Genomic DNA, 25,592 nt, shown 5'->3' with positions numbered 1-25,592 from the left:
AACCACGAGGAGGTCACCGGTGACCCGTCAGATCGTCTCCGTAGTCGGCGGCAAGGAAGCCGCCTCCACCACCACCTATGACTCGACGAACCCCGCCGACACCGCCGAGGTCGTCGCGCGCGTGGGTCTCGCGGACGCGGCCGCCTTCGCCGCGGCCTGCCGTACCGCCAAGGAGGCGCAGCGGGAGTGGGCCCGCACGCCCGCGCCGGTCCGTGGCAGGGTGATCGCCTCGATCGGCAGGCTGGTGGAGGCCAATGCCGAGGCGCTGGCCAGGCTGGTGACCGAGGAGATCGGCAAGCCGTACGCGGAGTCGCTCGGCGAGGTCCGCGAGATCGTCGACACCTGCGACTTCTTCCTCGGCGAGGGGCGCAGGCTGTACGGCCAGACCGTGCCGTCGGAGATGCCGGACAAGAACCTGTTCACCTTCCGCAACCCGGTCGGCGTCGCCGCGGTGATCACGGCGGGCAACTTCCCCGTCGCCGTGCCGAGCTGGTACCTGGTGCCCGCGCTGCTATGCGGCAACGCCGTGGTGTGGAAGCCCGCCGAGTACGCCGCCGCGTCCGCGCACGCGATGTACCAGCTGTTCGCCGCCTCCGGCCTGCCGGAGGGCGTGCTCAACGTGGTCTTCGCCGACGGGCGGGAGACCTTCGAAGGGCTGGAGACGGCCATCGTCGAGGGCACGGTGCAGAAGGTCGGCTTCACCGGCTCGTCCGAGGTCGGCAGGAAGATCGGCGAGATGTGCGGCCGCCACCTGCAGTCGCCGTGCCTGGAGCTGGGCGGCAAGAACCCGATGGTGATCATGCCGGACGCCGACCTCGACCTGGCCGTCGAGGGCGCGCTGTTCGCCGGGTTCGGTACGGCCGGCCAGCGCTGCACCAGCCTCGGCACCGCCATCGTGCACGAGTCGGTGCACGACGAGTTCGTCGAGCGCTTCGTCAGGGCGCTGGCCGAGGCCGAGATCGGCGACCCGAAGGGCGACGTGCTGGCCGGCCCGCTGCTGGACCAGAAGTTCGCCGACCGGTTCGAGGAGTTCCTGACCTGGGTGCGGCCCCACCACACCGTGCGCACCGACCAGGGCAGGATCAGCGCCGACAGCCCGCGCGGATCCTTCACCGGCGAGGGCGGCATCTATTACCACCCGACGATCGTCGACGGCGTGAAGCCCGGCGACCGGCTGTTCATGGAGGAGACCTTCGGCCCGATCGTCGGCGTCACCACCTTCAGCACGCTGGACGAGGCGATCGAGCTGGCCAACCTGCCCGGGTACGGCCTGTCCTCCTCGATCTACACCACCGACCCGCGCAGCGCCTTCCGCTTCCGCGAGGGCATCTCGGCGGGCATGGTCAGCGTCAACAACTCCACCAGCGGCGCCGAGGCGCACCTGCCGTTCGGCGGCAACGGCAAGTCGGGCAACGGCAGCCGCCAGTCGGGCATGTGGGTGCTCGACCAGTTCACCCGCTGGCAGGCGATGAACTGGGACCACTCGGGAAGGCTCCAGAAGGCGCAGATGGACGTCGCCGAGATCACGCCCGACCTGGAGTTCCGCATCTGAGTTGATCTGGGTCGAAGCTGCGTCAACCCGGGTGTGGAAAAACCACATCCGCCCCACCGCAGGCCAATGCCGGTGTGTGTCACGATGACGGCGCCTGCGATTACGGGGAGAAACCGATGCGTGACGATCCGATGCTTCCAGTGCCCGTGGCCCAGATGCTGGAGGAGTACCGCCAGCTCCTAGCCGATCACGGGATGACATGGGGCGAACCCCCCATCGCCTATGTCAGGGTCATGAGCCAGTCGCGGTTCGTGGACGTCGGCCCCTTCTGGCGTGAGGCCAGGCGCCTGGCCAGGCAGCAGTCCCCCGAGGCGGGTCCTGCCGAGCTGCAACGCCTGGAATGCGAGCTCGACTACGACGAGGTGCTGCGCGGCGCGCTCGGCCCCATCCCGCCGGAGGGGCTGGCGGTGCTCAGCCTCACGCCCGACGGCCACGACCTGCGTGGCCGTACCAGGGCGGTGGTGGGGGGCGCGCCGCTGCCGCTCACGCTGCTGATCGACAGCGCCTGCGACCACGAGGCGTGGGTGACGGTCGGCGAGCAGGAGTACGAGGTGGCTTCGAAGGGCGCCCGACTGATCGAGCTCGACACGGGGGCCGACGTGCGCATCGACGGCCGCGCCATCGACCTGTCGAGCCTGACCAGGACCGCGCCGAGGGCGGCACTGCGGCTGCGTGCCGGATTTCCCTGCAGGTGGAGCGTGTGGAGCGCCGACGGCCAGGGCTGGTACCCGCCGGGGGTGCCGCACAAGCGCGACTACAACGGCGTGCCGTACTTCCACGGGGACGATCTGATGCTCTTCGTCCCCGCCGAGCCGCTGACGGTCAGGGTGACCAGAGGCATGGAGTACGGCTGCGCGGAGACCACGCTCACCCCACCCGAGCACATCGAGACGCTGGTCGAGCTGACGCCCAAGCGCATCTACGACGCGGCGGCCAGGGGGTGGTACGGCGGCGACCTGCACGTCCACCTCAACTACGTCGGCGACCTGGTGGCGCCACCGCAGTGGGCGGCCGACTCCCAGCACGGCGAGGACCTTCACGTACTGAGCCTGCTGGCGGCCAACGTCTCGGGCGACCGTGTGCTGGACAAGGAGGCCCTCGAACACTGGGCCGGCCAGGACCTGCCGTGGTCGGACGCCACCCACGTGGCCAGGATGGGCGTCGAACACCGCAACGACCTGTTCGGTCACCTGCACGCCTTCTCGCCGACGGGGCCGCCCTCGCTCTACGCGACCGGGTTCGCGGGCGCGCCCGACTGGCCGCCGACGACGGAGGCGCTGAAGGAACTGAGAGAGCTCGGCGCGCTCGTCGGCTACGCGCACGCCTTCCGCGGGCCGACGGAGACGCCCGAGCAACTGGTCGGCACGCCCGGCTGTACCGCCAGGATGGCGGTCGTGGACGCGGCGCTCGGCCTGGTCGACGGGTTCGAGCTGCTGCACTTCTCGTGCGCGACCGGGTCGGCGCGCGCCTACCGGCGGCTGATCGGCGCCGGCAACCGGCTGGCGGCGGTCGCGGGCACCGACTCGATGCTGACCTTCACCAGACAGCGGATGGAGATGGTGGCCAGCCCCATCGGATGGGAGCGCACCTACGCGCGGGTGGAGGGGCCGCTGACCGCGGCTTCCTACGCCGATGCCGTACGGCGGGGCCGCACGTTCGCCACCACGGGGCCGTTCCTCGACCTGCTGGTGGAGGGGCGGGGGCCCGGCGAGACGCTCGACCTGCTGCCGGGCGAGCGTGTGCGGGTGACGGCCCGGGTGATCGGGCCCGAGGTGGAGCGGCTGACGCTGCTGACGGCCGACGGGGAGCTGGCGTCCTCGTCAGGGTCGGAGGTGAGCGCCGAACTGACCGTGCGGGCGCCGACGTACGTGGTGGCGGTGGCGGACGGCGGCGCGCACCCCAGGTCGCTGTTCACGCACGTCTACGCGCACACGAGCCCGGTGTACCTGGACGTGGAGCACCGGCGGGTGGCCAGGGAGGACGACGTGCTGTTCTGCCTGCGGTGGATCGAGCTGCTGGAGGAGCTGGTGAGGACGACGGCCAAGCTCGACCATCCGGGGCAGGTGGACGACTATCTGAAGGTGATCGACGAGGCGCGGCGGGTGTACCGGGCGCGACTGCGCTGAAAGGCCGGGAATCGCCCTCTTCGCCGACATGTGGCGACCGCCGGAACACGGGAAAGCCCACCGCTGCGGAACAGCGATGGGCTTCGTCCACATTCCGATCCCGGTCGACGAGAGGCGGAAGCCTTCCCGCGCGGGACCGGACCCGAGCCGCGGGCGGGGGACCCGACCGTCAGACCTGGCCGGCCTTCTCGAGGGCGGTGCAGCAGGTGTCGACCAGCAGGCGGGTGACCACGTACGGGTCGACGTTGGCGTTCGGGCGACGGTCCTCGATGTAGCCCTTCTTGTCCACCTCGACCTGCCACGGGATACGCACCGAGGCGCCGCGGTGGGAGACGCCGTAGGAGTACTTGTTCCACGGCGCGGTCTCGTGGGCACCGGTCAGGCGGGACTCGATGCCGGAGCCGTACTGGGTGACGTGCTCCATCGGCTTGTCGCCCTCGCCGAGCGCCTCGCAGGCGGTGATGATGGCGTCGTAGCCCTCGCGCATCGCCTTGGTGGAGAAGTTGGTGTGCGCGCCGGCGCCGTTCCAGTCGCCGCGGGCGGGCTTGGCGTCGAGGGTGGCCTCGACGCCGAACTCCTCGGCGGTGCGGTAGAGCAGCCAGCGGGCGATCCACAGGTGGTCGGAGACCTCGAGGGGACCGGCCGGACCTACCTGGAACTCCCACTGGCCAGGCATGACCTCGGCGTTGATGCCGGAGATGGCCAGGCCGGCGGCCAGGCAGCGGTCGAGGTGCAGCTCGACGATCTCACGGCCGAAGATCGCGTCAGCGCCGACACCGCAGTAGTAGGGGCCCTGCGGGGCGGGGAAGCCACCCTCGGGGAAGCCGAGCGGGCGGGAGCCCTTGAAGAAGGTGTACTCCTGCTCGATGCCGAACCACGACTCCTGCTCGGCGAAACGCTCGGCGATCGGGCGGAGCTGCGCACGCGTGTTGCTGGAGTGCGCCTCGCCGTCGATCTCCTCGACCTCGCACAGGACGAGGATGTGGGCACCGCCGCGGATCGGGTCAGGGCAGGTGAAGACAGGGCGGAGCACGCGGTCGGAGGAGTGGCCCTCGGCCTGGTTCGTGCTCGAGCCGTCGAAGCCCCACACCGGCGGCGTGGCGCCGTCGGCAAGGATCTTCGTCTTCGAGCGCAGCAGAGCCGTGGGCTCGGTGCCGTCGATCCAGATGTACTCAGCCTTGATGCTCACGGCGGTCCTTTCGGGGTGTTTCACAGCCACGCCGAGATTCGCAGTGCACCGTTTCGCGGTCTTTGCCCGTATGTGAACGGCGTGTTAATCGGTGTGGGTGTGAGCAAGGTCACCCGAGGGGTCGGTCATGAGGGTACTGGGGATGAGGACGATGGCCGTCGTGCCGCCGTAGGCCGAGCGTTGCAGGGTGACCTTGATGCGGTGCCGTACGGCCAGCCGCCCGACGACGAACAGCCCGAGCCGGTCGCTGTCGGCCAGGTCGAACTCGGGCGGGTCGGCCAGGCGGCGGTTGAGCTCGTCGCGTTCCGCGTCCGGCATGCCGAGGCCGCGGTCCTCGATCTCGACGGCGAAGCCGCGTCCCACGAGTTCGCCGCTGATGTTGACCTGGGTGTTGGGCGGGGAGAAGACGGTCGCGTTCTCGACGAGCTCGGCCAGCAGGTGGATCACGTCGGCGGCGGCTCCGCCGGTGAGGGTGGCCTCGGGCATGGGCTGGACGTTGACGCGCAGGTAGTCCTCGACCTCGGCGACCGCGCCGCGTACGACGTCGAGCATCTGGACGGGACGGCGCCACTGGCGTCCCGCGGGCGCGCCGGACAGGATGACCAGGCCCTCGGCCTGGCGCCGCATGCGGGTGGTGAGGTGGTCCAGGCGGAACAGGTCGCTGAGCTGGTCGGGTTCGGCGGTCTTGCGCTGCATGGCGTCCAGCTGGCCGAGCTGGCGGTGGACGAGCGACTGGTTGCGCCTGGCCAGGTTACGGAAGACGCGGTTGAGCCCCTGGCGCAGTTCGGCCTGCCCGACGGCGGCCCTGACGGCGGTACGGCGCACGCTCTCGAACGCGTTGGCCAGGTCGCGCACTTCCTGGGTGGGGGTGGTGACGGCGATCGGCGAGGAGGTGTCGGCCTCGGCGGTCTGCCCGCTGCGCAGCCGTTCGACCAGTTGCGGGAGCCTCACCTCGGCCACGTCGGTGGCGGCGCCGCGCAGGCCGTCGAGCTCCTCGACCAGGCCTCGGCCGAGCCGTACCGACCAGATGACGGCGACGAGGATGGCGGCGAGGCCGAGCCCGCCGACGACGACGATCCTGGTGATGATGGCGCCCGCGGTGTCGTCCGACCTGCCGGTCAGCAGCTGGATGCGGGAGTCGAGCAGCTGGTCGAGCGCGGGTCCCAGGCGGGTGACGACCTCCTGCCAGGCGGCGGTGTCGCGGGGCAGCCTGGCCTCCTCGACGATCTCGTGTTCGAGCGCGCCCAGTCGCGTGTTGTCGGCGCCGTCGACCAACCGCTCGAAGGGGGCGCGCAGCTCCGTGTCGAGCATGGCGACGCCCTCGCCCATCAGGAGCTGCCTGTTGGGCGCGAGGACCTCGATGGCCTCGTACTCCTCGTGGCCGAGCCTGCCGGACATCACCGCGCCGGAGATCAGCGCGTCCTCGCGCGAGATCAGGTCGCGGGCGTGGGCGATGCGCTGCAGGCCGATCGCCTGCTGGTAGAGCTGGACCCGGGGGACGGTGATCAGCTGGTCGTACAGGCGGAAGACGCTGTCGGTGATGGCGCCGTAGGCCTGGACGGTCTCCAGCCTGTCCGACTGCTTGCCGTCCACCTTCTCGCGGAGTCTGGACAGGCCCTTGGTGCGGTCGAGGACGGCGTCGATGGCGACGCGCATCTCCTTCGTGGTCACCGTCGAGGCGCGCTCGCCGGTGGCCGTGCGCCTGAACTGCTCGACGGCCTGGTCGGTGACGCGGCGCGCGTTGGCGAGCCGCAGCGCGTCCGGCTGCCCCGAGCTCAGGAAGACGGCGGAATCCCTGCGTTCCTTCTGGAGCGAGGAGACGAGCCCTCCTGCCGGGTCGCCGATCTCCTCGAAGACGGCCGTCGCGGTGGAAAGCTCGAAGAAGTCGCCGAGCACGTGCCCCGCCACGAACGTCCATAGGCCGATGAGCGCCACGATCGGCAGGCTGAGCAGCGAGTACAGCTTGAAACGGAGACTCTGGGAGGGCATGGGTCAAGTCATTTCGGTCAGGGGTGAACCGCCTACCACGGTCGCGACGCAGCGGCCTGCGCCGTGCTCGGTGAGGGTCCTGTAGGGGTTCGCGGTCGAAGGGTCGAGGTCGAACACCGCGAAGTCGGCGCGGTGCCCTGGGGTGAGGGCGCCGATCTCGTGCTCCAGCCCCATCGCGCGCGCGCCGCCGATGGTGGCCGCCTCGACGAGGCGCTGGTCGAGATCGTCGTCCCGATAGCCCTGCCGTACGGCGAGCTCGCGGAGAGCGGCGACGTCGGCCAGCAGGTCGAGCGAGGGTGAGGACGAGAGGGAGTCCGTACCGACGGCGATGGGGTTGCCTTCGCGCAGCAGCGCGGCCACGTCAGGCCCTGGCAGGCCGAGCACGTGGTTGGAGCGGGGGCAGAGTGCGACGGCGGTGCCGCGCTCGCGCAGCAGCGCCCGGTCCTCTGCTGTGAGGTCGACGCCGTGGGCGACGTGGCAGCCGGGGCCGAGCAGGCCGGTGGAGTCGAGGTAGGCGGCGGGTGCCAGGCCGGAGCCGCCGTCACGCAGGATGGCGAAGTCGAGGCCGAGCTTGGTGATGTACTGCTCGAGGGCCCCGGTGCCGTGGACGGTGAACTCCCGCTCGTGCGCCGACTCGGCCAGGTGGATGTGGATCCGCAGGTCCCGCTGCCGGGCCAGGGCTCCGAGGTCGGCCAGCACCCCCGTGTCGAGGGAGTAGGGGGCGTGCGGCGAGATGGCGTCGGCCTTGGCCAGCAGGTCGAGGAAGCGTTCGCGTCCGCCGTCGCGCCAGGTCGCGTCGTTGTCGCCGATCGCCTCCAGGTAGCGCAGGCCGCCGAGCGGGGTGTCGACGAGCGCCTCCACGTCGGTGACGATGTCGGCGGCGGCGGTGGTGCCGGTGCGCAGGCACTGCCACGCGCCGTCGATCGCTCCGGCGGCCCAGTCCCACACGCCATGCCTGAAGGCGGGGTTCCAACTGCCGTGCTCGCCACCGAAGTAGGCGCGGTCGAAGGCGGCGGCCCATTCCTCGAAGGAGGCGTAGAGGTGGGCGCCGACTTCGGCCATGCACGTGTACTGCAGGTGGGTGTGCGCGTTGACCAGCCCGGCGACGATGATCCCCTCGTGGTGGACCGCTCCCCTGCCGGTGTCGATCGCCTCGATCCTGCCGTCGCGCACCGCGATCCTGCCGTCGCGCACGGGCGGACCGTCGACGGGTATGACGAGCGGGGCGCTGAAGGTGGTCACGGCACCCATACGACGTCGTTCCCGAAGATCTTGTAGCTCAGCAGGGCGACGGTGAGCGCGGCGAAGGCGGCCAGGAGCAGGTGGTCGGTTCGGTCGAAGGCCAGTTCGCGCATCCAGGTGCGGTGCTTGGCACCGAATCCGCGCAGGTCCATGGCGTTGGAGGTGTCCTCTGCGTCGATGAGGGAGTTGACGGTGAGCGGGATGACGATGGGTTTGAGCGACTTCAGGCGCTTGATCGGGTTGTTGGTGCGGGGATGGTTGTACCCGCGCACCCGCTGGGCGTCGATGATCTCCTGCATGCCGGCCGCCGTGGAGGGCAGGAAGCGGAAGGTCAGGTCCACGCCGAACGCCAGCCGCTGCGACACCTTCAGCCTGGCGAAGGTGACGCCGAGATCCCCCGGCGCGATGCAGAAGGCGACGGGAAAGCCCATCATGGCCAGCGACACGAACCGGATGAGCAGCGTTCCCGAGTATGACAGCGTGGCGGCGGTGACCGCGTTGCCGGTGATCGGCATCGTGAACAGGGTCGGGGCCTCCGTGGTCGTCTCGATCTGCAGGGCGTCGGTGAACACGCTGTTGACCAGCACGGTGATCGTCATCAGCGTCAGCACGAACGCCCAGTTGGCCCTGACCGCCCGCCACGGGATGCCCGCGGACAGGTAGTAGGTCAGGGCCACCAGGCCGCACAGCAGCATGACCCGCAGGTCGTCGAGGCGCGCCACTGCCACGAGATAGCACACCGGGACCAGCAGGAGCACGCGCGGATCACGGCGGCCGAGGAAGGAGTCCCCTCCCAGGTAACGTGGCGTGACGTCCATCGGCTACCTGCCGATGCGCTTGGAGATCGGTTCCCAGACCGCATCGAGCGCGGGCGTGAGAATGAGAGCGACGAGCGTGTTGCTGAGCAGCAGCGGACCGAACGCGACGCTCGCCCAGGTCGCGAAGTTCATGTCCTGCAGCCACATGTCGGTGAAGGTCGTGGCGAAGGCGATCAGCATGGCGATCCAGGTGATCACGCCGACGGCGACCAGGCGCACGGCCTCCTTCTGCAGGCGGGAGGCGACGAGGGCGAACAGGATCCCGGCGAGCAGTCCGGTCAGGGCGTTGGCGAGGCTCCAGTTCCAGTAGGTGAGCGCGCCGTAGCCCTTGATCTGGTCGATGACCATGTTGCCGACCAGCCCGACGAAGAACCCGGCGATCGGGCCGAACCGCATGCCGAAGAACGGCACGAGCGCGAAGGCGGGCCTGATGTCGACGTTCTGGGTGCCGGGGATGGTGAAGCTGATCAGGCCGAGGACCGCGTAGAGGGCGGCGCCGACGGCCGCGAACACGACGACTCTGGAGTTGATCTCCCACAGGGGAGCCCTTGGTGACACTGACTCAGTACTCATGGGGGTGGTCCTTCCTATTGGGGGGTTAGGCGCGCTAATTGGAAGGGGTGCGGGATGGTTCCCGTTCCGGGGAGACGGTCGCGGACGGCTCGGACCAGGCTGGTGGCTCGCAGGCCCGATGCGGCCCACAGCTCCTCGCGGTGGGCCAGCTCGGCGGGGGACGCGTCCGCGACGATCCGCCCCCCGTCGACGATCACGATCCGGTCGGCCGAGGTGAGCGCCAGATCGACGTCGTGGGTGATGAAGTAGACGCTGCGCAGCCCGCCGAGCACCCGTTCCATGAACGTCGTGGTGGTGTGCAGGTCCTGTCCGGCGGTCGGCTCGTCCAGGATGAGCGTCTCGGGGCGCATGGCCAGGGCGAGCGCGACGGTGAGGCGGCGCTGCTGGCCGTGGGAGAGGGTGTGCGGCGAGCGCTTCATGATGTCGGGCTCGTGGTTCAGGAGCATGGTGGCCAGCGCCTCTTCGGAGGCCTCGGCGATCTGGTCGGCCGTCCATCCCAGGTTGCGGGGGCCGAAGGCGAGTTCCTCGGCGACGGTGGCGGAGAACAGCGCCTGGCTCGGGTTCTGGAACACGTAGCCGAAGGTGGTGGCCAGGCTCAGCGTCGAACGGCGGTCGATGGGCTCGCCGTCGACGCGCACCTCGCCGGTGGAGGGCTCGACCAGCCGTACGGCGGCGCGCAGCAGCGTGGACTTGCCCGCGCCGTTGCGGCCGAGCACCGCGACCCTCTCGGTCGCGCCGAGCGCCAGGTCGACCTCGCGCAGGACGGGCCGCTCGCCGTACCCGAGCGTGACCCGGCGGTAGTGCAGCCTGGTCGGTTCATGGGTGACCGTGGCGGCGGGCGGTACGGCGGGCACGTCGGGCAGCTCGTCCGCCCTGGCCACCAGCGCCTCGAAGGGCAGTTTGACGTGCGCGACGGGCGCCGCGCGCAGGAAGCCCGGCACGTCGCCGGTGTAGCGGGGCCTGCCGTCCTCCAGGTAGAGCACCTGGGTGGGGCCGAACTCCAGCAGTTCCTCCACGCGGTGCTCGACGACCACGGCCGCACCGCCGCCGTGGACGAACCCGCGCAGCTCCGTCAGCAGGCGGCGGCCGGCGGCGGGGTCGAGGTTGGCCAGCGGCTCGTCGACCACGACCACGCGTGGCCGCATGACCAGCACGCCGGCGAAGGCGACCATCTGCAGCTCGCCGCCGCTCAGCTCGTGGGTCGAGCGCCTGAGCAGGTGGGTGATGCCGACCCTGGCGGCGACCTCCTCGATGCGGGCGAGGATCTCGGCCCTGGGCAGGCCCAGGTTCTCGGGGCCGAATGCGAGTTCGGTGAAGACGGTCGCGCCGACGATCTGCTTGTGCGGGTCCTGCAGCAGGGTGCCGACGATCGTGGACAGGCGTCTGATCGTCTGGCCGGCCACGGGTTCGCCGCCGACGTTCACCTGGCCGGTGACCTCGGCTCGGTAGGAGTGCGGGACCAGGCCGTTGACCATGCGCAGCAGTGTGCTCTTGCCGCACCCTGAGGGGCCGCTGACCAGGGCGAAGTCGCCCGGACCCACCTGGAGGGAGACGTCGCTGAGCACCTGCCTGCCCGTGGTGCGGTAGCGGACGGAGGCGTCGCGGATGTCGATGATCACTGGTCGAGCTCCAGTCCGAGCGCGTCGAGCTTCAGTCTGGCGACCCGCTCGTCGAGGTGGTCGGGCAGCGGGTGCAGCCCTGGCGGCAGGTCGTGGGCGAGCAGGTGTCCGACCGCGAGGGCCTGCAGAGACAGCGACAGGTCCATGATCTCGATCGGGTTTCCCTCGGCCGCGGCGCAGTTGACGCACTCGCCGTCGGCGAGCAGCCGGTACTTTCCCGCGACTCCAGGCTCGACCTCGTCCTGGACGCCTCCCGCGACGGCGACGACGGCGCCGTCCTTGAGCGCTTCCAGGTGCGGCCGCCTGATCGTGTACGGCTCGCCGGTCGCGGAGAACAGCAGGTCGGCCTCCGGGCACGCGTCGACGAGCCGCCGCACCTCGTAGCCGTCGTGGAAGGCACGCAGCGCGGCGAGGGCGTCCACCTCGCTCACGATCACCCGGGCCCCCAGCGCGGCCGCGTAGCGGGCGACGCCCTGGCCGACGTGGCCGTAGCCGGCGACCGCGACCGTCGCGCCGTCGAGGTCGAGCCCGGTCAGGTCGAGCGCGGCCATCACGCACGACTGTCCCGTGCCGTGGACGTTGTCGAAGAGGTACTTGGAGCGGGCGTCGTTGACGGCGATGACGGGGATGCGCAGGGCCGTCCGCCGCAGCGCGCGCAGGCCGCTGGTGGTCTCCTCGGCCGCGCCCTTCAGCGTGCCGAGCCTGTCCTCGGCGTGGGCCAGCCTGATGACCCGCGAGCCGTCGTCGACGAGCACGTCGAGCCGCTGGGCGAGCATGCGCCGCGCCAGGTCGTCGTCCTGGGCGCGGTCGGCGTCGGAGCGTGCCAGCACGGCGACGCCCTCGTGGACGAGCGCGGCGGCCACGTCGTCCATGGTCTCCCTGCCGGGGCAGGTGACGATCACCTCGGCCCCCGCGTCCCTGAGCGTCAGGGCCAGGTTGGCCGTCTTGGGCTCCAGGACCAGCACCAGGCCGACCCTGACGCCGTCGAGGGACAGCCCGGAGCGCAGCGCCGCCATGACCGGCATGAACCGGCGCGCCCACGCGATCTTCTCCAACCCCTCGGACCAGCGCTCAGGGTGTCTGATGTCGGTCAGCACGTCAGATCCACCACGAACAGCCGTCCCTGCGCGAGGACGCCTTCGCGCAGGCGCTCGCCGTGACCGGGCCGCGTGGTCGCGAGGATCGCGCCAGGCCGCAGCGCCTCGCGGTCGACGTCGTCGCCGATCACGAGGTCGGCCTCGGCGAGCGGGGCGCCCGGGTGGGCGCCCATGGCGCGCAGGCGGGAGGTCAGTCCTGGCACGTCGCCCACGACCGCTACACGCTTGCCCGCCATGAGGAGGTTCGTGCGCCGCAGGATGGTCTGAATGACGACCTGGGCGCCTGGAAGCGGGGTCAATGATCTCCGTCCGAAATCGCAGAATCCGATTAAAAAGGAGATCAGGGGCTGACGGCAAGGAAGAGGAAAGCCCCGAAAAGCACCAGATGGACGGTTCCCTGCATGAGTGTCGCTCTTCCCGGAGCGACGGTCAGAGTTGTTATCACCACCGTCAGTGCGAGCAGCACCATCTGGAGCGGTCCAAGGCCGAGCGCGAGACTGGTGCCGCTCAGCATCGACACGACCGCGATCGAGGGAATGGTCAGGCCGATGCTCGCCAGCGCCGAGCCGAGCGCGAGGTTGAAACTGTTCTGCACCCTGTTGCGGGCGGCGGCGCGCACCGCCGCCGCCGTCTCCGGCAGCAGCACCAGCAGCGCGATCGTCACACCGACGGTGGTGCGCGGCGCGCCGATCGCCCTGATGCTCGCCTCGATGGCGGGCGAGGCGGTCTTGGCCAGGCCCACGACGCTGACCAGGCAGAGCACCAGCAGGCCGAGGCTGGTCATGGCGGTCCGCGGGGCCGGCGGGTCGGCGTGCTCCTCGGAAGGGCCCCTCTCGCTGTCGGCCCGCACCGGCAGGAAGTAGTCGCGGTGGCGAACGGTCTGCATGAAGACGAAGACGCCGTAGAGGGTGAGGGAGGCGATTCCGGCGAAGGCCAGTTGCGCGGTCGAGTAGGTCGGGCCGGGCGTGGCGACCGTGAAGTTGGGCAGGACCAGCGCGAGCGTGGCCACCGCGCTCAGCGTCGCGAGCGCGGCGGTGACGCCGTCGACCCTGAACTCCAGCACGCGGTGCTTGAGCGCGCCGACCAACAGGCACAGGCCCATCACGCCGTTACAGACGATCATGAAGGCGGAGAAGACCGTGTCGCGCGCCAGCGACTCCGAACCCTCACCCTTCGCGCTCATCAGCATCACGATCAGGCCGACCTCGATGACGGTGACGGCGACGGCCAGGATCAGCGTCCCGAAGGGCTCCCCCACCCGGTGGGCGACGATCTCCGCGTGATGCACGGCGGCTATGACGGCGCCGACCAGGGCCAGCGCGACGACCGCGACCAGGAGACCACCGGTCGAGCGACCCCAGGTGAGAGCGAGCACGAGAAGGGCGACGATGGGCACGATAACGGTCCAACGCATCTTCATATGGATCACCCTATCGGGTTTCTTGACGGAGTGAGTACTCACTCCGTACCGTGATCCGCATGACGACGACAGAGCAACCCAGGCGCCGGGCACCCGGCATGAGCCCCGATCAGCGGCGCGCGATGATCATCGGGGCGGCGCTCCCCCTGGTCGCCGAGTACGGCACCGCCGTGACCACCAGCCAGATCGCCCGAGCGGCCGGCATCGGCGAGGCGACCATCTTCCGCGTCTTCTCCGTCAAGGAGGAGCTGCTCGACGCGTGCATGGCCGAGGCGCTGCGCCCCGATCACGCGGTCGAGCAGATCGCCTCCATCCCGATGGACCAGCCGCTCGCCGACCGCCTGGCCGAGGCCGCCGACGCGCTCGGCGGCCACCTCGAGCGCATCGGCGCCGTGGCGGGCGCGCTGATGGCGTCGGGCCACCACCGGCGCGACCCCGCCCCCGCTCCTCCCAGGAGGCGCGGCCCTTCCACGGACCTCATCAGGGCCACCGCCGACCTGTTCGAGCCGGAGGCCGCGTCACTGCGGGCACCCGCGGAACAGATCGCCGCGCTCTTCCTCGACCTGCGCTTCAGCAAGGCGCGCCAGGACGAAGGCCTCTCCACCGCCGACCTCGTCCAGATCTTCCTGTACGGCGCGCTGCGAGAAGAGCCCGCGTGACCCGCCACCACGAGGTCACCTCACCTCGCTGACCTCGCCCGAGCCTGAGACGGCGATCGCGGCCTGCGGACCGCCCTCGCCACAGTCCGGCCCGTTGGGGAAGGCGCCCTTGGGCGTGACGGTCAGCTCCCGCTCCACGACGGCCTCGCCCGTCGGCCCCGTCAGCCGCAGCGTCGCCCGCACGCGCGCCTTGGGCAGCCCGGCCACGTCCGCGAAGCCCTGCTTACCGCCCGTGGGCTCGACCTCCGCCGTGCAGGCCTCGCCCTCGCAGGTCTGCCGTGCGACGCCGCCGGCCGGGTGAAGCTCCACCTTGGCCGTACGGCAGGAGCCGTCCCAGCACGCCGTCAGCTCGGCCGCCGAAACCCTGCCGGCGAGCGGCGCGTCGACGCGCACCGCGATCCCGACAGGGGTGCCGATCAGCGTGCACGCCCGTTCGGCCGCGCAGCCGGACAGCGCGAACAGGACACCCATCGCCGCGACCAGATTCCTCATGCCCCTGCAAACGTGTGCCGCGCGCTCCGGGTTCACCCCGGACTCGCCATCCCGTTCTCACCCGATACGGTCTGGGTCGTGACATTCGTGACAGTGCCGTCCGGCAAGGTGGAGTGCGTGGGATGAGAGGCTCGACCGCACTCGAACGGTTCCAGAGCCCGACGCAGGTGATCGCGACCGCGTTCGGGCTGGCCGTCCTGGCTGGGACGCTGTTACTGCGGCTGCCCGCGGCCACGACCACGGGCGAGTCGGCCGGATGGGTCGTCGCGCTGTTCACCGCCACGTCGGCGGTGACGGTGACCGGCATGGCGACCGTCGACACCGACGGCCACTGGTCGGTGATGGGCGAGATCGTGATCGCCGCGCTGATCCAGGTCGGCGGGCTCGGCATCATGACGCTCGCCACCATGTTCACGGTCCTGGTGTCGGGACGACTGGGTCTGCGCGCCCGCATGCTGGCGCAGGCGGAGTCGAAGGCGCTCGGCACCGCCGACATGCGCAGGGTCGCGCGCAAGGTGCTGTACTTCAGCCTCAGCTGCGAGGCGATCATCGCCGTCATCCTGACCCTGCGCTTCCTCATCGGGTACGGCGAGCCGCCCGGCAAGGCGATCTACCTGGGCGTCTTCCACGCCATCTCCTCCTTCAACGACGCCGGGTTCGCCCTGTGGAGCGACGGCCTGATGCGCTTCGTGGGCGACCCGTGGATCTGCCTGACGATCGCCGTCGCCGTGATCGTCGGCGGGCTCGGCTATCCGGTCGTGTTCGAGCTGTTCCGCGCCTGGCGGCATCCGGCCAAGTGGACCGTCCTCACCAAGATCACGGTCTGGATGACCCTCGCCCTGCTGACCGTGGGCACGCTGGCCTTCCTGGTGGCCGAGTGGACCAACCCGCGCACCCTCGGCGCTCTCGACGACCCCGGCAAGCTGCTGGCCGCCTTCTTCGCCAGCGTCATGCCGCGCTCGGCCGGCTTCAACACCCTCGACATCTCCCAGATGCACCCGTCGAGCTGGCTGGTCACCGACGTGCTGATGTTCATCGGCGGCGGCAGCGCCGGCACGGCCGGCGGGATCAAGGTGACCACGTTCGGGCTGCTGGCCTTCGTGATCTGGGCCGAGCTGCGCGGCGAGCCCAGGGTCAACATCGGCCACCGCCGCCTGCCCGAGTCCGCGCAGCGGCAGGCCGTCGCGATCAGCCTGATGGCCGTCGCGTTCGTGGCCGTCTCCACCTACATCCTGCTCGTGATCACCCCGCACAGCCTCGACAGGGTGCTGTTCGAGGTGATCGCCGCCTTCGGCACGGCGGGCCTGTCCACCGGCATCACCTCCGACCTGCCGCCTGCCGGGCATCTGCTGCTCGTCCTGCTGATGTTCGTGGGCCGGATCGGGCCGCTCACGCTGGGCTCCGCGCTCGCGCTGAAAGAACGCTCCACCCGCTACGAACTACCTGAGGAACGGGTCATAGTTGGTTGACATGAGAAACGACCCCGTGGTCGTGATCGGGCTTGGCAGGTTCGGTACCGCGCTCGCCCTGGAGCTGACCAGGCGCGGCACCGAGGTGCTGGCCATCGACAGCCGTCCCAAGGTGGTGCAGGCGCTGTCGGGCCAGATCACCCAGATCGCCATCGCCGACTCCACCGACTCCGAGGCGCTCACCCAGCTCGGCGTTCCCGACTTCTACCGCGCGGTGGTGGCGATCGGCAACGACCTCGAGGCCAGCATCCTGACCACGTCCCTGCTGGTCGACATGGCGGTCGAGGACATCTGGGCCAAGGCCGTGAGCAGGCAGCACGGCCAGATCCTCACCAGGATCGGGGCCCACCACGTGGTGCTGCCCGAGCACGACATGGGCGAGCGGGTGGCGCATCTGGTCAGCGGCCGGATGCTCGACTACATGCAGGTGGACGAAGGTTTCGCGCTGGCCAAGACGCGGCCGCCGAAGGAGTACGTGGGGGTGCGGCTCGGTTCGTCGGGGTTGCGCAAGAAGTTCGGGGTGACGGTGGTGGCGGTCAAGAGCCCCGGCGAGGAGTTCACCTACGCGACCGCGGAGACCGAGCTCTCCTACGGCGACGTCATCCTGGTCTCCGGCAGGACCGAGAACGTGGAGCGCTTCGCGGAGCTGCCGTGAATCGGCGCGACCGTCGAGGTCAGCGAAACGCATCGGTGGGGGCGGACCACCTCGGCGCGGGGCCGGCCTGCCGTACCGGAAGGTGAGCCTGTGGTGGCGATACGGGATCAAGGTCCGGAATATCATGATCACTGAGGACATGATCTGCTAGCTTGCTCGCATGCGGGGAGGCTTGACAAAGCTGGGCAAAGTATGGCGGTTAGGAGCGGCGGGGGCCGTGCTCGCCGCCCTGGGGTACGGAACGGTGCTGGGCGACGACGACCTGTTCCCTTTCGGGCCGATGGTGCAGTACGCGTTCAGCATCCCGCCCGACGGTGAGATCAAGTCCCTCCACCTGCAGGCGGTGACCGTCGCGGGGGCCAAGGTCGAGATCCCGATCGAGCCCTACTACGTCGGCATCCGCCGGGCCGAACTCGAAGGCCAGCTGACCAGCTATCTCGCCAGGCCCGAACTGTTACAGAGCCTGGCGGACGCTCACAAGCGGATCCGCCCCGCCGACCCGCGGCTCGCCAAGCTCATCGTGGTCACCAGAGTGATCACGCTCAGGGACCGCCGTCCCGCGTGGACCAAGGACGTGGAGAGGGTGTCATGGGTGGTGCGCTAGAGCGCTGGTGGTTCGCGCCCGTCCCCGCCCGGCGCGTGCGGGTCCTGTCGGTGATCGTCTACCTGTTCCTCCCGCTGGACATGCTGCTGTTCACCGGCAGCGTCTGGGGTCATACCGAGAACCCGGCCGGGTACCGGCCCGTCCTGGTCGCCCGCCTGCTGCACCTGCCGGGCGCGAGCCCCACGCTGGTCTACACGCTGTTCGCGGTGGTGGTCGGGGCGGCGCTGGTGGCGGCATGGGGAAGGCTGCCACGCGCGGCGGGCTACCTCGTCGCGACCGGCTATCTGTACTGGGCGCTGCTGGCGATGTCGTACGGCAAGGTCGACCACGACCACCTCGCGCTGGTCGTCGCCCTGTTCGTGCTGCCGACCGCCGCCCGCGCGGGCGAGGAGGCGGCCGGGTGGGCGATGAGATGCGTCCAGATCGCCGTCGTCGCCGCCTACTTCCTGTCGGCGTACGCCAAGATCAGGCACGGCGGCTGGGAATGGCCCAACGGCGCCACCTTCCAGTGGGCGATCTCCAGACGCGGCACGTTCTTCGGCGAGTTCGTCGCCTCCGTGCCCGGCGCGCTGCTGATCGGGCAGTGGACCGTGCTGCTGGCCGAGACGGCCTCGCCCGTGCTGCTGTTCCTGCGCGGCAGGGCGCTCTACGCCGCGGTCGCCTTCTGGGGGCTGTTCCACCTGCTGACGTGGGCGGCGATCACGATCCACTTCCTGCCGCACGTCATCTGCCTGGCGGCCTTCCTACCGCTGGAGCGGGCGACGATCCGCCGGAAGCGCGCAGGCGGGAGTGCCGCCGGGAAGCCTGCCCCTGTTGTTGGCGACGGCGCGGTAGAACCCGTGCGCTAGCCAGCGCACGGGCGGCACCCTCAGCAGGAGGCCGAGCGCCTTCCACGGCAGGCCCGCGTCGACGAGCAGCTTGGCCACGGCCTGCGCGCCGCCGAAGACGCCACCGCGCTCGTCGACCCACAGCAGCTCGTACTCGGCCCGCGCCTGCGTCACGCCCAGCTCGTCCAGGTCGGCGAACTGCCAGGCGATGATCGTCGCCTTCGTGCGCAGGCGCCGCTCGACGAAGCGCACGCAGGTGGTGCAGAAGCCGCAGTCGCCGTCGAACACGAGCACAGGTCTCATGATCCTGACTCTACGCGCCCAGCAGCTTTCGAACGCGGTCGGCCCCGACGGCCAGCAGCAGCGTGGGCAGCCGGGGGCCGGTGTCACGGCCGACGAGCAGCGTGTAGAGCAGGACGAAGAACTCGCGCTGCGCGGCCTTCAGCTCCGGCGTCGCCTGAGCGTCGGCGGCCAGGCCCGCCTGCCGCTTCGGCACGCCGTACACCAGGTCCGTCAACCCATCGAGCGACCAGTGCTCGTCCAGCCCTTCGAGCAGCAGCCGCAGCGACTCGCGCTGCCCCTCCTCCAACCCCGCCAGCAGCTCCTCGTCGGGCTCCGACCTGACGGTGGTGCGCTGCTCGGCGGCCACCTGCGTGCTGACCCACCGCTGTGCCCTGTCCAGGCGCGGCCGCACCAGCGCGAGGTCCGTGATCGGCTCGGCGGGGTCGAGCTCGCGCAGGATCCGCAGCGTCTGCTCCTCGTCGCCGGTGGTCACGTCCGCGATCGAGGCCAGCATCCGGTACGGCACGCGCCGCTCGGTCGCCTCCAGCGGCTGCTCGGCCGTCCCCACCGCCCTGGCGTGGGCGAGCCGGTCGGCGGGCAGCGCCTGCCCGTCGGCCACCTTGCGCTCAAGAGCGTCCCACTCGTCGTACAGGCGCTGGATCTCCTGGTCGAAGGCGACCTTGAAGGACTGGGCGGGCTTGCGGCGCGCGTACATCCAGCGCAGCAGCGGCGCCTCCATGATCTCCAGGGCGTCGGCCGCGGTCGGCACGCCGCCCTTGGAGCTGCTCATCTTCGCCATGCCGCTGATGCCGACGAAGGCGTAGCGCGGGCCGATCGGCTGCGCGCCGCCGAAGATCTCGCCGACCAGGTGGCCGCCGACCTCGAAGGAGGAGCCTGGCGAGGTGTGGTCGACGCCCGAGGGCTCGAAGACGACCCCCTCGTAGGCCCAGCGCATCGGCCAGTCGACCTTCCACACCAGCTTGCCGCGGTCGTGGGTGGCCAGCCGTACGGTCTCGCCGTAACCGCACTCGCAGGTGTAGGCCAGCTCGGTCGTCTCGTCGTCGTAGCCGGTCACCGTGGTGAGGTCGCGCCCGCACAGCGCGCAGTACGGCTTGTACGGGTAGTAGCCGGCCTCCTCCTCCGCCGCGCCGGAGCCTTCGAGCGCGGCGGCCTCGTCGGCGTCCTTGGCCTTCGGCTTGGCCTTGGTGCGGTAGCGCGACAGGACGGCGTCGATGCGGTCGCGTTCGCGCATCGCGTGGAGGATCTGCTCGCGGTAGACGCCCGAGGTGTACTGCTTGGTCTGGCTGATGCCCCGGTAGGTGACGCCCAGCCTGGCCAGCGCGGAGATCATCGGGGTCTTGAAGTGCTCGGCCCAGTTGGGGTAGGCGCTGCCCGGAGGGGCGGGGACCGAGGTGAGCGGCTTGCCGATGTGCTCGGCCCACGACGGGTCGATGCCCGCGGGGACCTTTCTGAAGCGGTCGTAGTCGTCCCACGACAGCAGGTGGACGCAGTCGAGGCCACGCCGCCTGATCTCGTCGGCCACCAGGTGCGGGGTCATGACCTCGCGGAGATTGCCCAGGTGGATCGGTCCAGAAGGGCTGAGACCCGAGGCGCAGACGATCGTTTTGCCGGGCGCGCGACGCTCCGACTCGGCGATGACGTCGTCCGCGAGTTGGGAGACCCAGTCGGTCATGGAATAGCCCTTCATCGAGGTGTGGCGACCCATTCTTCCGGAAGAATCGGGGGTTATGGACTGGACTGCGCTCCGTCGTCGATTCCGCGAGGCTCCGCTGCTCCCTCCGCCCGCCCCCTGGCGCCCGCTGGCGCCGATCGCGATCGGCGGTCTGACCGACGTCGGCTTCGGGTTCGCGGGCCGTGACCTGCTGTTCGTCTCCTCCAGTACCGGCAGGGGCGTCTTCGACTGCGTGAACGGCGGGCGGGTGGCGCGCGACCACTAGGAGATCCACCCCGACGATCCTCTGGTGCGTGAGGGCATCGGCCCGCTGGCGGGCATGGAGATCAGGATGGCGGGGTTAGACGCATGACGCTGGCGATCGCCTCCAGCTGCGATCTGCGGCTCTTCACCAGGGCCGGGTAGAAAGGTGTCCATGACCGAGCTCGAGAGCTGGATGGACGCCTACCTCAGGGCGTGGGCCACCAACCGCCCCGCCGACGTCGGCGCGCTGTTCGCCGAGGACGCCGCCTACTACCCCGAACCCCACGCGCAGCCGTGGCGCGGCAGGGACGCGATCGTCAAGGAGTGGCTGGCGCGCAAGGACGAGAGCGGCCCCTCCGCCTTCGAGTACGAGCCCGTCGCCGTCACCGCCGACGTGGCCGTCGTCAAGGGCGTCACCACCTACCCCGGCACCACCTTCAGCAACCTCTGGCTGATCCGGCTGGACGGCGAGGGCCGCTGCACGGAGTTCGTCGAGTACTGGATGGAGCACCGCGCATGAGGCCTGTCATCTTCGACCTGGACGGCGTGCTCGTCGATTCGGAGCCGGTGTGGGAGGAGGTCCGCAGGGCGTTCGTCGCCGAGCACGGCGGCACGTGGCTGCCGGAGACGCAGTCGAGGCTCATGGGCATGAGCACCGGCGAGTGGGCCGCCTACCTGGCCGAGCTGGGGGTACGGCTGCCGCCCCGCGAGATCGCCTCCGGTGTCGTCGAGCGGATGGCGGAGCGGTACCGGCACGGTGTCCCGCTCATGCCCGGCGCCAAGGAGGCGGTCGCGCGCCTGGCCGAGCACCGGCGGCCGCTGGGACTGGCCAGCTCGTCGCCGCGGGCCCTGATCGACGTGGTCCTGGACGCCACCGGCCTGGCGGCGTTCTTCACCGCGACGGTCTCCACCGAGGAGGTCGCGCGTGGCAAGCCCGCCCCCGACGGCTATCTGGAGGCCGCCGGGCGGATGGGCGTCGACCCCGGCGACTGCGTGGCCGTCGAGGACTCGAGCAACGGGCTGCGGTCGGCGGCCGCGGCGGGGATGCGGGTGATCGCCGTCCCCCATCCGGGGTACCCGCCCGCCGCCGACGCGCTCGCCCTGGCGACGGCGGTCGTGCCCGGCCTCGGCGACCTCACGCCCGGTGTGGTCGACCACGCCGCCTGACCTGGCCCGCGGGCACGGGCGTCGTTCCCTCATGGAGAGACCGTTCCCTCACGGAGAGACCGTTCCCTCATGGAGAGGAAGGACAAGGAGCGGGACTCCGGACAGTCCCGCTCCTCGCGCCACTCTAGGAGCGTTCGCCGGGCCCGCGTCCGTCGTAGCCGAGCAGGCGCATCGCCGTCTCCGGGTCCATCGCCGCGGCCAGGAGCTGGGCGCGGGCGTTGGCCCTGTCGCGTTCCTGTTCGGCCCGTTTCTGCGCCGTGCGCACCGCCTTCACCGCGATGAGCGCCACGCCGATGCCGACGACCACCGCCACCACGATGATGAACAGCACGAGCAGCAGACCCGGCGACATCGCCCCGACCGCGCCGACCGCGCTGCCCGTCGCGCCCGTGGCGGCCAGTGCGCCGAACAGCGCCAGTCCCGCGAGCGTGATCAGGCTGCCGACCACCACCCACACGGTCGCGGGCGACCTGCGGGCGGGCGGCGGCTCCGCCGTACCGGACGGGTCCGCGCTGAACGGACCCCCGTCGTACAGCGGGGAGTGGGCAGGGCCGGCGGCCGGACCCTGGGTCTGGGGCGCCCACGGGACGAACTCGGGGCGCCGGTCGTCCGGCACCAGGGCGGCCCCGTGAGCTCCGTCGGCTCCGTTGCCTCCGTGGGCCTGGGCGCCGTCGGGCGTGCCGGGCGCGGCCAGCACCTGCACGTCGTAGGACGGTTCGACGAGCTCCGCCTCGACGGTCACGGGACCCGGCAGGTCGCGCTCGACCCTGCTGTGCTCGCGGTGCGCCCTGGCCGCGGCGAGGTGGTACTCCTCGATCTCCTCGACGAGCGCGTCCGACCGGTAGATCGAGCCGTCGAGCAGCGGCCCCTGCGTGCCTTCGAGCACCGCGACGACGTCCTCGCCGTTGAGGGTCTTGTGCGTCTCCAGCGCGTGTGCCAGGCACAGCACCTCGCGCCTGTGCTCGCGCAGCAGTTCCTCGGTCTGCTCCAGCAGCCTGACGAGGTTGAACTCGACCCGCTCGCTGAGGTGCTCGGGGATGACGCTCTCGGGCGGCGCGGGGTTGTGCTCCTGCGCGCCCGGCTGGCCGCGCATCGCCTTGCCCGCGTGGATGCCGAGCTCCTGCAGCGCGGGCAGGGACGCGATGCCGGTGCCCATGCCCCAGTGCGACTCCATCAGGCCGACGAGGTAGGTCGCCGACATCAGGTCTCCCGAGACGCCCGAGGAGTTGTCGTCGCCGAAGAACATCCGCTCGCCCGCCAGCGACGCGAGCGAGACCATGATGTCGGCCTCGTGCTCGGACTTCCACCGGGTGAACTGGTCCTCGGGCTTGATCGAGGCGACCATGCCCAGGTAGTCGGCGCCCTTCTCGATGGTGGCGATGTCGATCTCGAGGTGGTAGCGGGTGCGGTAGGCGATGACGGCGTGGCAGGCCTCGTGGACGGCCACCGCGTGCCGTTCGCGCTCGATGTACTCGACGTCCTCGGGCGGGCCGAGCTGCTTGAGCCGCTTGGCGCGCAGCACGTCCGACCAGGTGATGACCTCGCGCCCGTCGCGGATGGTGGTGATGAGCGCCTCGTTGACCAGGTCCTTGATCGTGGCGCCCGTGGCGTAGGGGGTGATGGTGGCCAGCTTGTCGATCTGCTCGTCGGTCAGCTCGTGCTGGACCTTGGCGAAGTAGCCCTGGTACGTGCGGACCCTGCCCGCCTTGGACGGGTAGCCGACCTTGTAGATACGGTCGATACGGCCCGGCCGCAGCAACGCGTCGTCGAGCGCGTCCGGCATGTTGGTCGCCATCATGACCAGGATGCGGTATTTCGGCGGCGGCTTGGGACGCATGCCGAGCGCGCGCCGGACGAGCCGGTTGAACAGGCCGCGCGGCTTCTTCAGGCCCGACAGCTCGGTGAGCAGCGCCTGCAGCGTGCCCATGTCGCCGCCGCCGCCGTTCATGCCGCCGCCCATGAAGAACTTGCTGCTCTCCGCGTCCGGCTGCTTGACCTTGGTGGACAGGACCGACCTCGACGACTCCGACAGGTAGCCGAAGCCGTGGCAGCCGTCGGCGCTGAAGCCCTGCCCCGGAGGGGCCTGCCCGGCCAGGCGGCCGCGGCGGCCGAGGGAGTCGGCCTCGTCGAAGAAGACGATCACGCCGCCGTAGCGGAGCGCGAGCTTGCGCAACTTCCTGAAAAGCGACTTGACCTTGAGCACGCCGATGCCCATGAACATGTTGATGAACGCGCCTGGGTCGACGAACACGTACGGCTTGCCCGTCTCACCGGCCACGGCCTCGGCCATCAGCGTCTTACCGGTTCCCGGCGGACCCCACAGCAGCAGTCCGCTGGGCACGTAGCCGCCGCGCGCCTCGATGGCGTCGGGCTGCTCGAGGAAGACGATGTTCTCCTTGACGCGCTCGACGACGTGGTCCTGGCCCCACACGTCCCTGAACCTGGTCTTGATGTCGTCGGGATAGTAGGTCTCGACGCCGCCCCTGGACAGGAACCAGAACAGTCCGACGAACTGGAAGATGACGAAGAAGAACGCGAAGGCCAGCTGGGCGACGTACGGCAGCGCCTGGAAGGCCAGCGCGGGGGCCTGGAAGAGGGCGAGGAAGGGGCTGCGGTCGAGGACCGCGCCCAGCACGAGCGCCAGCAGGGTGATCCAGAACGCGATCTTGATCACTCTGGCGAGCCTGAACCTCGTCCAGTCGCTGAACCTGCGGTGGGTCCACCGTTCGAAGCCGCCGAAGACGCTCTTGCTCCAGAAGCGGTGGTAGCCGGCCGAGCGCTCGCTGACGAAGAAGTGCAGCTGTCTGACGAACTCGGCGGCAAGCAGGTAGAAGATCCAGGGGTGGTTCTCCCCGATACGCCGTAATGCGTCGGTGAAGGGCATGATGCCCTCGTAGTCGGCCATCTCCTTCCACGCGAGCACGAGGAAGGCCAGCCCCAGGCCGATCAGGAACTTGCTGCGATCCCAGAAGGCCATTCTCTTGCGGGTCAGGGAGTCGGGATCGTTGGGGCCGCTGCCGGGAGCGCGCAGGCCCTCATGGTGGGTCGTGGTCACGTTGGCTCCCTCAGCCTGGCATCTTGAGCAGCTTGAAGGACTCGGCGATGCCGTCGAACTCGGCGGCCCTCTTGGTGAAGCAGTCGGCGGTGCAGCGGATCAGCAGCACCGACACGGTTCCGCCGGTCTTGTCGAGGTAGGCCGTCTGGTCGAAGGTCTGGATGGTGTCGCCGATCAGGTAGTTGAAGCGCACGCGCACGCCTCTCGCGCCGTCGTCGAGCGCGATCGGCTGGTCGTTGAGCAGCTCGAACCGGGAGAGTGACGGCTGCTGGCCCGCCTCGGTCAGGCGCTGGGTGTAGGCCTGACGCATCTCCTCGGTCACGGGCAGGATGAAGTCGCGCATCGTGTTGAGCGAGATCATGTTCCGCTGCGGCTCGGTCAGCAGATGCACGGTCGAGTAGACGAACGGGTCCTGGGAACCCAGCAGGTGGTCCACGCCCGGTTCGGCGGCCTGGTCGAAAGCGGTCGACCAGACGAGCTGCTTGCGCAGCTTGGCCGTCTCGGAGTTGGGATGGTCACCGCTGAGCAGGAGATCGATCTTCGTGGAATCGATCTTCGAGAAGGAGGAGGGCACCTTGAAATAGGTGGTCCCTTCCCTGTCGCGCACGTAGGTGTAGTCCGCCTGACCGCAGGCGGCGATTCCGGCCATCAGGAAGGCCGCGACCGTGGTCGCGGCCATTTTCATCCAAGCCCGTGTCTTTTTCACCAGGGCTTACCTCCGCGTTACCCGCCAACGCATTGGTTGTGCCCGTTTTTGGCGGCTAATCTCCTCTTCGGCGCCCAGAAGTCTTGACCAAATTGCCGCCGTTTATGGGCTCCGT

General features: G+C 70.2%; 24 protein-coding genes. 10 read left to right on the top strand and 14 right to left on the bottom strand.

Going from position 1 to position 25,592, the window contains the following annotated elements; genetic code table 11:
* Window positions 1-19: 19 nt before the first annotated feature.
* Both AC3EO4_RS29960 and AC3EO4_RS29955 read left to right on the top strand, forming a co-directional pair.
* Window positions 20-1,552 (top strand): aldehyde dehydrogenase family protein, encoded by a 1,533-nt coding sequence (locus tag AC3EO4_RS29960; RefSeq protein ID WP_379574201.1) that lies wholly within the window; start codon window positions 20-22, stop codon window positions 1,550-1,552.
* Window positions 1,553-1,668: 116 nt separating this feature from the next.
* Window positions 1,669-3,678: a CehA/McbA family metallohydrolase gene (locus AC3EO4_RS29955; protein ID WP_379574200.1), complete on the top strand. Its 2,010-nt coding sequence runs from the start codon at window positions 1,669-1,671 to the stop codon at window positions 3,676-3,678.
* A gap of 169 nt (window positions 3,679-3,847) precedes the next feature.
* Here the strand turns inward: AC3EO4_RS29955 and glnII are convergent, their stop codons facing one another.
* From glnII to AC3EO4_RS29910, 9 genes are all read right to left on the bottom strand, one after another.
* Window positions 3,848-4,867, bottom strand: coding sequence for a glutamine synthetase (glnII, locus tag AC3EO4_RS29950; RefSeq protein ID WP_379574199.1), 1,020 nt, complete (start codon window positions 4,865-4,867; stop codon window positions 3,848-3,850).
* Between the two features lie 84 nt (window positions 4,868-4,951).
* On the bottom strand, window positions 4,952-6,856 hold the full coding sequence (locus AC3EO4_RS29945; RefSeq protein WP_431898737.1) for a sensor histidine kinase: 1,905 nt from the start codon (window positions 6,854-6,856) through the stop codon (window positions 4,952-4,954).
* 3 nt (window positions 6,857-6,859) lie between these two features.
* A complete protein-coding gene (locus AC3EO4_RS29940; RefSeq protein ID WP_431898736.1) occupies window positions 6,860-8,098 on the bottom strand; it encodes an amidohydrolase family protein in 1,239 nt (412 codons plus the stop codon).
* Window positions 8,095-8,916, bottom strand: a complete 822-nt coding sequence (locus tag AC3EO4_RS29935) for an energy-coupling factor transporter transmembrane component T family protein (RefSeq protein ID WP_379574196.1) — start codon at window positions 8,914-8,916, stop codon at window positions 8,095-8,097. The genes AC3EO4_RS29940 and AC3EO4_RS29935 overlap by 4 nt, the downstream gene beginning before the upstream one ends.
* 3 nt (window positions 8,917-8,919) lie before the next feature.
* Window positions 8,920-9,489, bottom strand: a complete 570-nt coding sequence (locus AC3EO4_RS29930; protein ID WP_379574195.1) for an ECF transporter S component — start codon at window positions 9,487-9,489, stop codon at window positions 8,920-8,922.
* Between the two features lie 14 nt (window positions 9,490-9,503).
* The gene (locus AC3EO4_RS29925; protein ID WP_431898735.1) at window positions 9,504-11,108 is read right to left on the bottom strand and encodes an ABC transporter ATP-binding protein; all 1,605 of its coding nucleotides are present in this window, start codon (window positions 11,106-11,108) and stop codon (window positions 9,504-9,506) included.
* Complete coding sequence (locus tag AC3EO4_RS29920; RefSeq protein ID WP_431898734.1) at window positions 11,105-12,205, bottom strand: adenosylhomocysteinase; 1,101 nt, start codon at window positions 12,203-12,205, stop codon at window positions 11,105-11,107. The genes AC3EO4_RS29925 and AC3EO4_RS29920 overlap by 4 nt, the downstream gene beginning before the upstream one ends.
* Window positions 12,199-12,504: a Rossmann-fold NAD(P)-binding domain-containing protein gene (locus AC3EO4_RS29915; protein ID WP_379574191.1), complete on the bottom strand. Its 306-nt coding sequence runs from the start codon at window positions 12,502-12,504 to the stop codon at window positions 12,199-12,201. The genes AC3EO4_RS29920 and AC3EO4_RS29915 overlap by 7 nt, the downstream gene beginning before the upstream one ends.
* Window positions 12,505-12,545: 41 nt before the next feature.
* Window positions 12,546-13,619, bottom strand: coding sequence for a calcium:cation antiporter (locus AC3EO4_RS29910; protein WP_431898733.1), 1,074 nt, complete (start codon window positions 13,617-13,619; stop codon window positions 12,546-12,548).
* 65 nt (window positions 13,620-13,684) lie between these two features.
* On the opposite strand from AC3EO4_RS29910, the gene AC3EO4_RS29905 reads away from it, so the two are divergent.
* Window positions 13,685-14,284: a TetR/AcrR family transcriptional regulator gene (locus AC3EO4_RS29905; protein ID WP_431898732.1), complete on the top strand. Its 600-nt coding sequence runs from the start codon at window positions 13,685-13,687 to the stop codon at window positions 14,282-14,284.
* A 15-nt stretch (window positions 14,285-14,299) separates the two neighbouring features.
* Here the strand turns inward: AC3EO4_RS29905 and AC3EO4_RS29900 are convergent, their stop codons facing one another.
* A complete protein-coding gene (locus AC3EO4_RS29900) occupies window positions 14,300-14,776 on the bottom strand; it encodes a putative periplasmic lipoprotein (RefSeq protein WP_431898731.1) in 477 nt (158 codons plus the stop codon).
* Between the two features lie 122 nt (window positions 14,777-14,898).
* Here AC3EO4_RS29900 and AC3EO4_RS29895 point away from each other — a divergent pair, with 122 nt between their 5' ends.
* The 4 genes from AC3EO4_RS29895 (at window position 14,899) to AC3EO4_RS29880 (ending at window position 18,352) form a co-directional block, all read left to right on the top strand.
* Window positions 14,899-16,245 (top strand): TrkH family potassium uptake protein, encoded by a 1,347-nt coding sequence (locus AC3EO4_RS29895; protein ID WP_379574187.1) that lies wholly within the window; start codon window positions 14,899-14,901, stop codon window positions 16,243-16,245.
* A 1-nt stretch (window position 16,246) separates the two neighbouring features.
* Complete coding sequence (locus tag AC3EO4_RS29890) at window positions 16,247-16,900, top strand: potassium channel family protein (protein WP_379574186.1); 654 nt, start codon at window positions 16,247-16,249, stop codon at window positions 16,898-16,900.
* A 217-nt stretch (window positions 16,901-17,117) separates the two neighbouring features.
* A complete protein-coding gene (locus AC3EO4_RS29885) occupies window positions 17,118-17,504 on the top strand; it encodes a hypothetical protein (RefSeq protein WP_379574185.1) in 387 nt (128 codons plus the stop codon).
* Complete coding sequence (locus tag AC3EO4_RS29880; protein WP_431898730.1) at window positions 17,489-18,352, top strand: HTTM domain-containing protein; 864 nt, start codon at window positions 17,489-17,491, stop codon at window positions 18,350-18,352. Before AC3EO4_RS29885 ends, AC3EO4_RS29880 begins: the two co-directional genes overlap by 16 nt.
* Here AC3EO4_RS29880 and AC3EO4_RS29875 read toward each other — a convergent pair.
* Window positions 18,248-18,634: a thiol-disulfide oxidoreductase DCC family protein gene (locus AC3EO4_RS29875; RefSeq protein ID WP_379574183.1), complete on the bottom strand. Its 387-nt coding sequence runs from the start codon at window positions 18,632-18,634 to the stop codon at window positions 18,248-18,250. The two genes, AC3EO4_RS29880 and AC3EO4_RS29875, sit on opposite strands and share 105 nt — an antisense overlap.
* A 10-nt stretch (window positions 18,635-18,644) precedes the next feature.
* Window positions 18,645-20,306, bottom strand: coding sequence for a lysine--tRNA ligase (gene lysS, locus AC3EO4_RS29870; protein ID WP_431898729.1), 1,662 nt, complete (start codon window positions 20,304-20,306; stop codon window positions 18,645-18,647).
* Between the two features lie 55 nt (window positions 20,307-20,361).
* Between lysS and AC3EO4_RS29865 the strand changes: the two genes are divergently transcribed.
* The 3 genes from AC3EO4_RS29865 to AC3EO4_RS29855 all read left to right on the top strand — a co-directional run bounded on the left by AC3EO4_RS29865 (window position 20,362) and on the right by AC3EO4_RS29855 (window position 21,716).
* Complete coding sequence (locus AC3EO4_RS29865) at window positions 20,362-20,571, top strand: hypothetical protein (protein WP_431898728.1); 210 nt, start codon at window positions 20,362-20,364, stop codon at window positions 20,569-20,571.
* 150 nt (window positions 20,572-20,721) lie between these two features.
* A complete protein-coding gene (locus tag AC3EO4_RS29860; RefSeq protein ID WP_379574180.1) occupies window positions 20,722-21,069 on the top strand; it encodes a nuclear transport factor 2 family protein in 348 nt (115 codons plus the stop codon).
* Window positions 21,066-21,716, top strand: a complete 651-nt coding sequence (locus AC3EO4_RS29855) for an HAD family hydrolase (protein WP_379574179.1) — start codon at window positions 21,066-21,068, stop codon at window positions 21,714-21,716. The genes AC3EO4_RS29860 and AC3EO4_RS29855 overlap by 4 nt, the downstream gene beginning before the upstream one ends.
* Before the next feature lie 124 nt (window positions 21,717-21,840).
* Here the strand turns inward: AC3EO4_RS29855 and AC3EO4_RS29850 are convergent, their stop codons facing one another.
* Window positions 21,841-24,771 (bottom strand): AAA family ATPase, encoded by a 2,931-nt coding sequence (locus tag AC3EO4_RS29850; RefSeq protein ID WP_431898727.1) that lies wholly within the window; start codon window positions 24,769-24,771, stop codon window positions 21,841-21,843.
* Window positions 24,772-24,781: 10 nt separating this feature from the next.
* On the bottom strand, window positions 24,782-25,450 hold the full coding sequence (locus AC3EO4_RS29845) for a hypothetical protein (RefSeq protein ID WP_379574177.1): 669 nt from the start codon (window positions 25,448-25,450) through the stop codon (window positions 24,782-24,784).
* Window positions 25,451-25,592 lie beyond the last annotated feature (142 nt).

The organism is Nonomuraea sp. bgisy101 (assembly GCF_057708945.1).
This window is presented reverse-complemented; position numbering and strand designations above follow the sequence as displayed.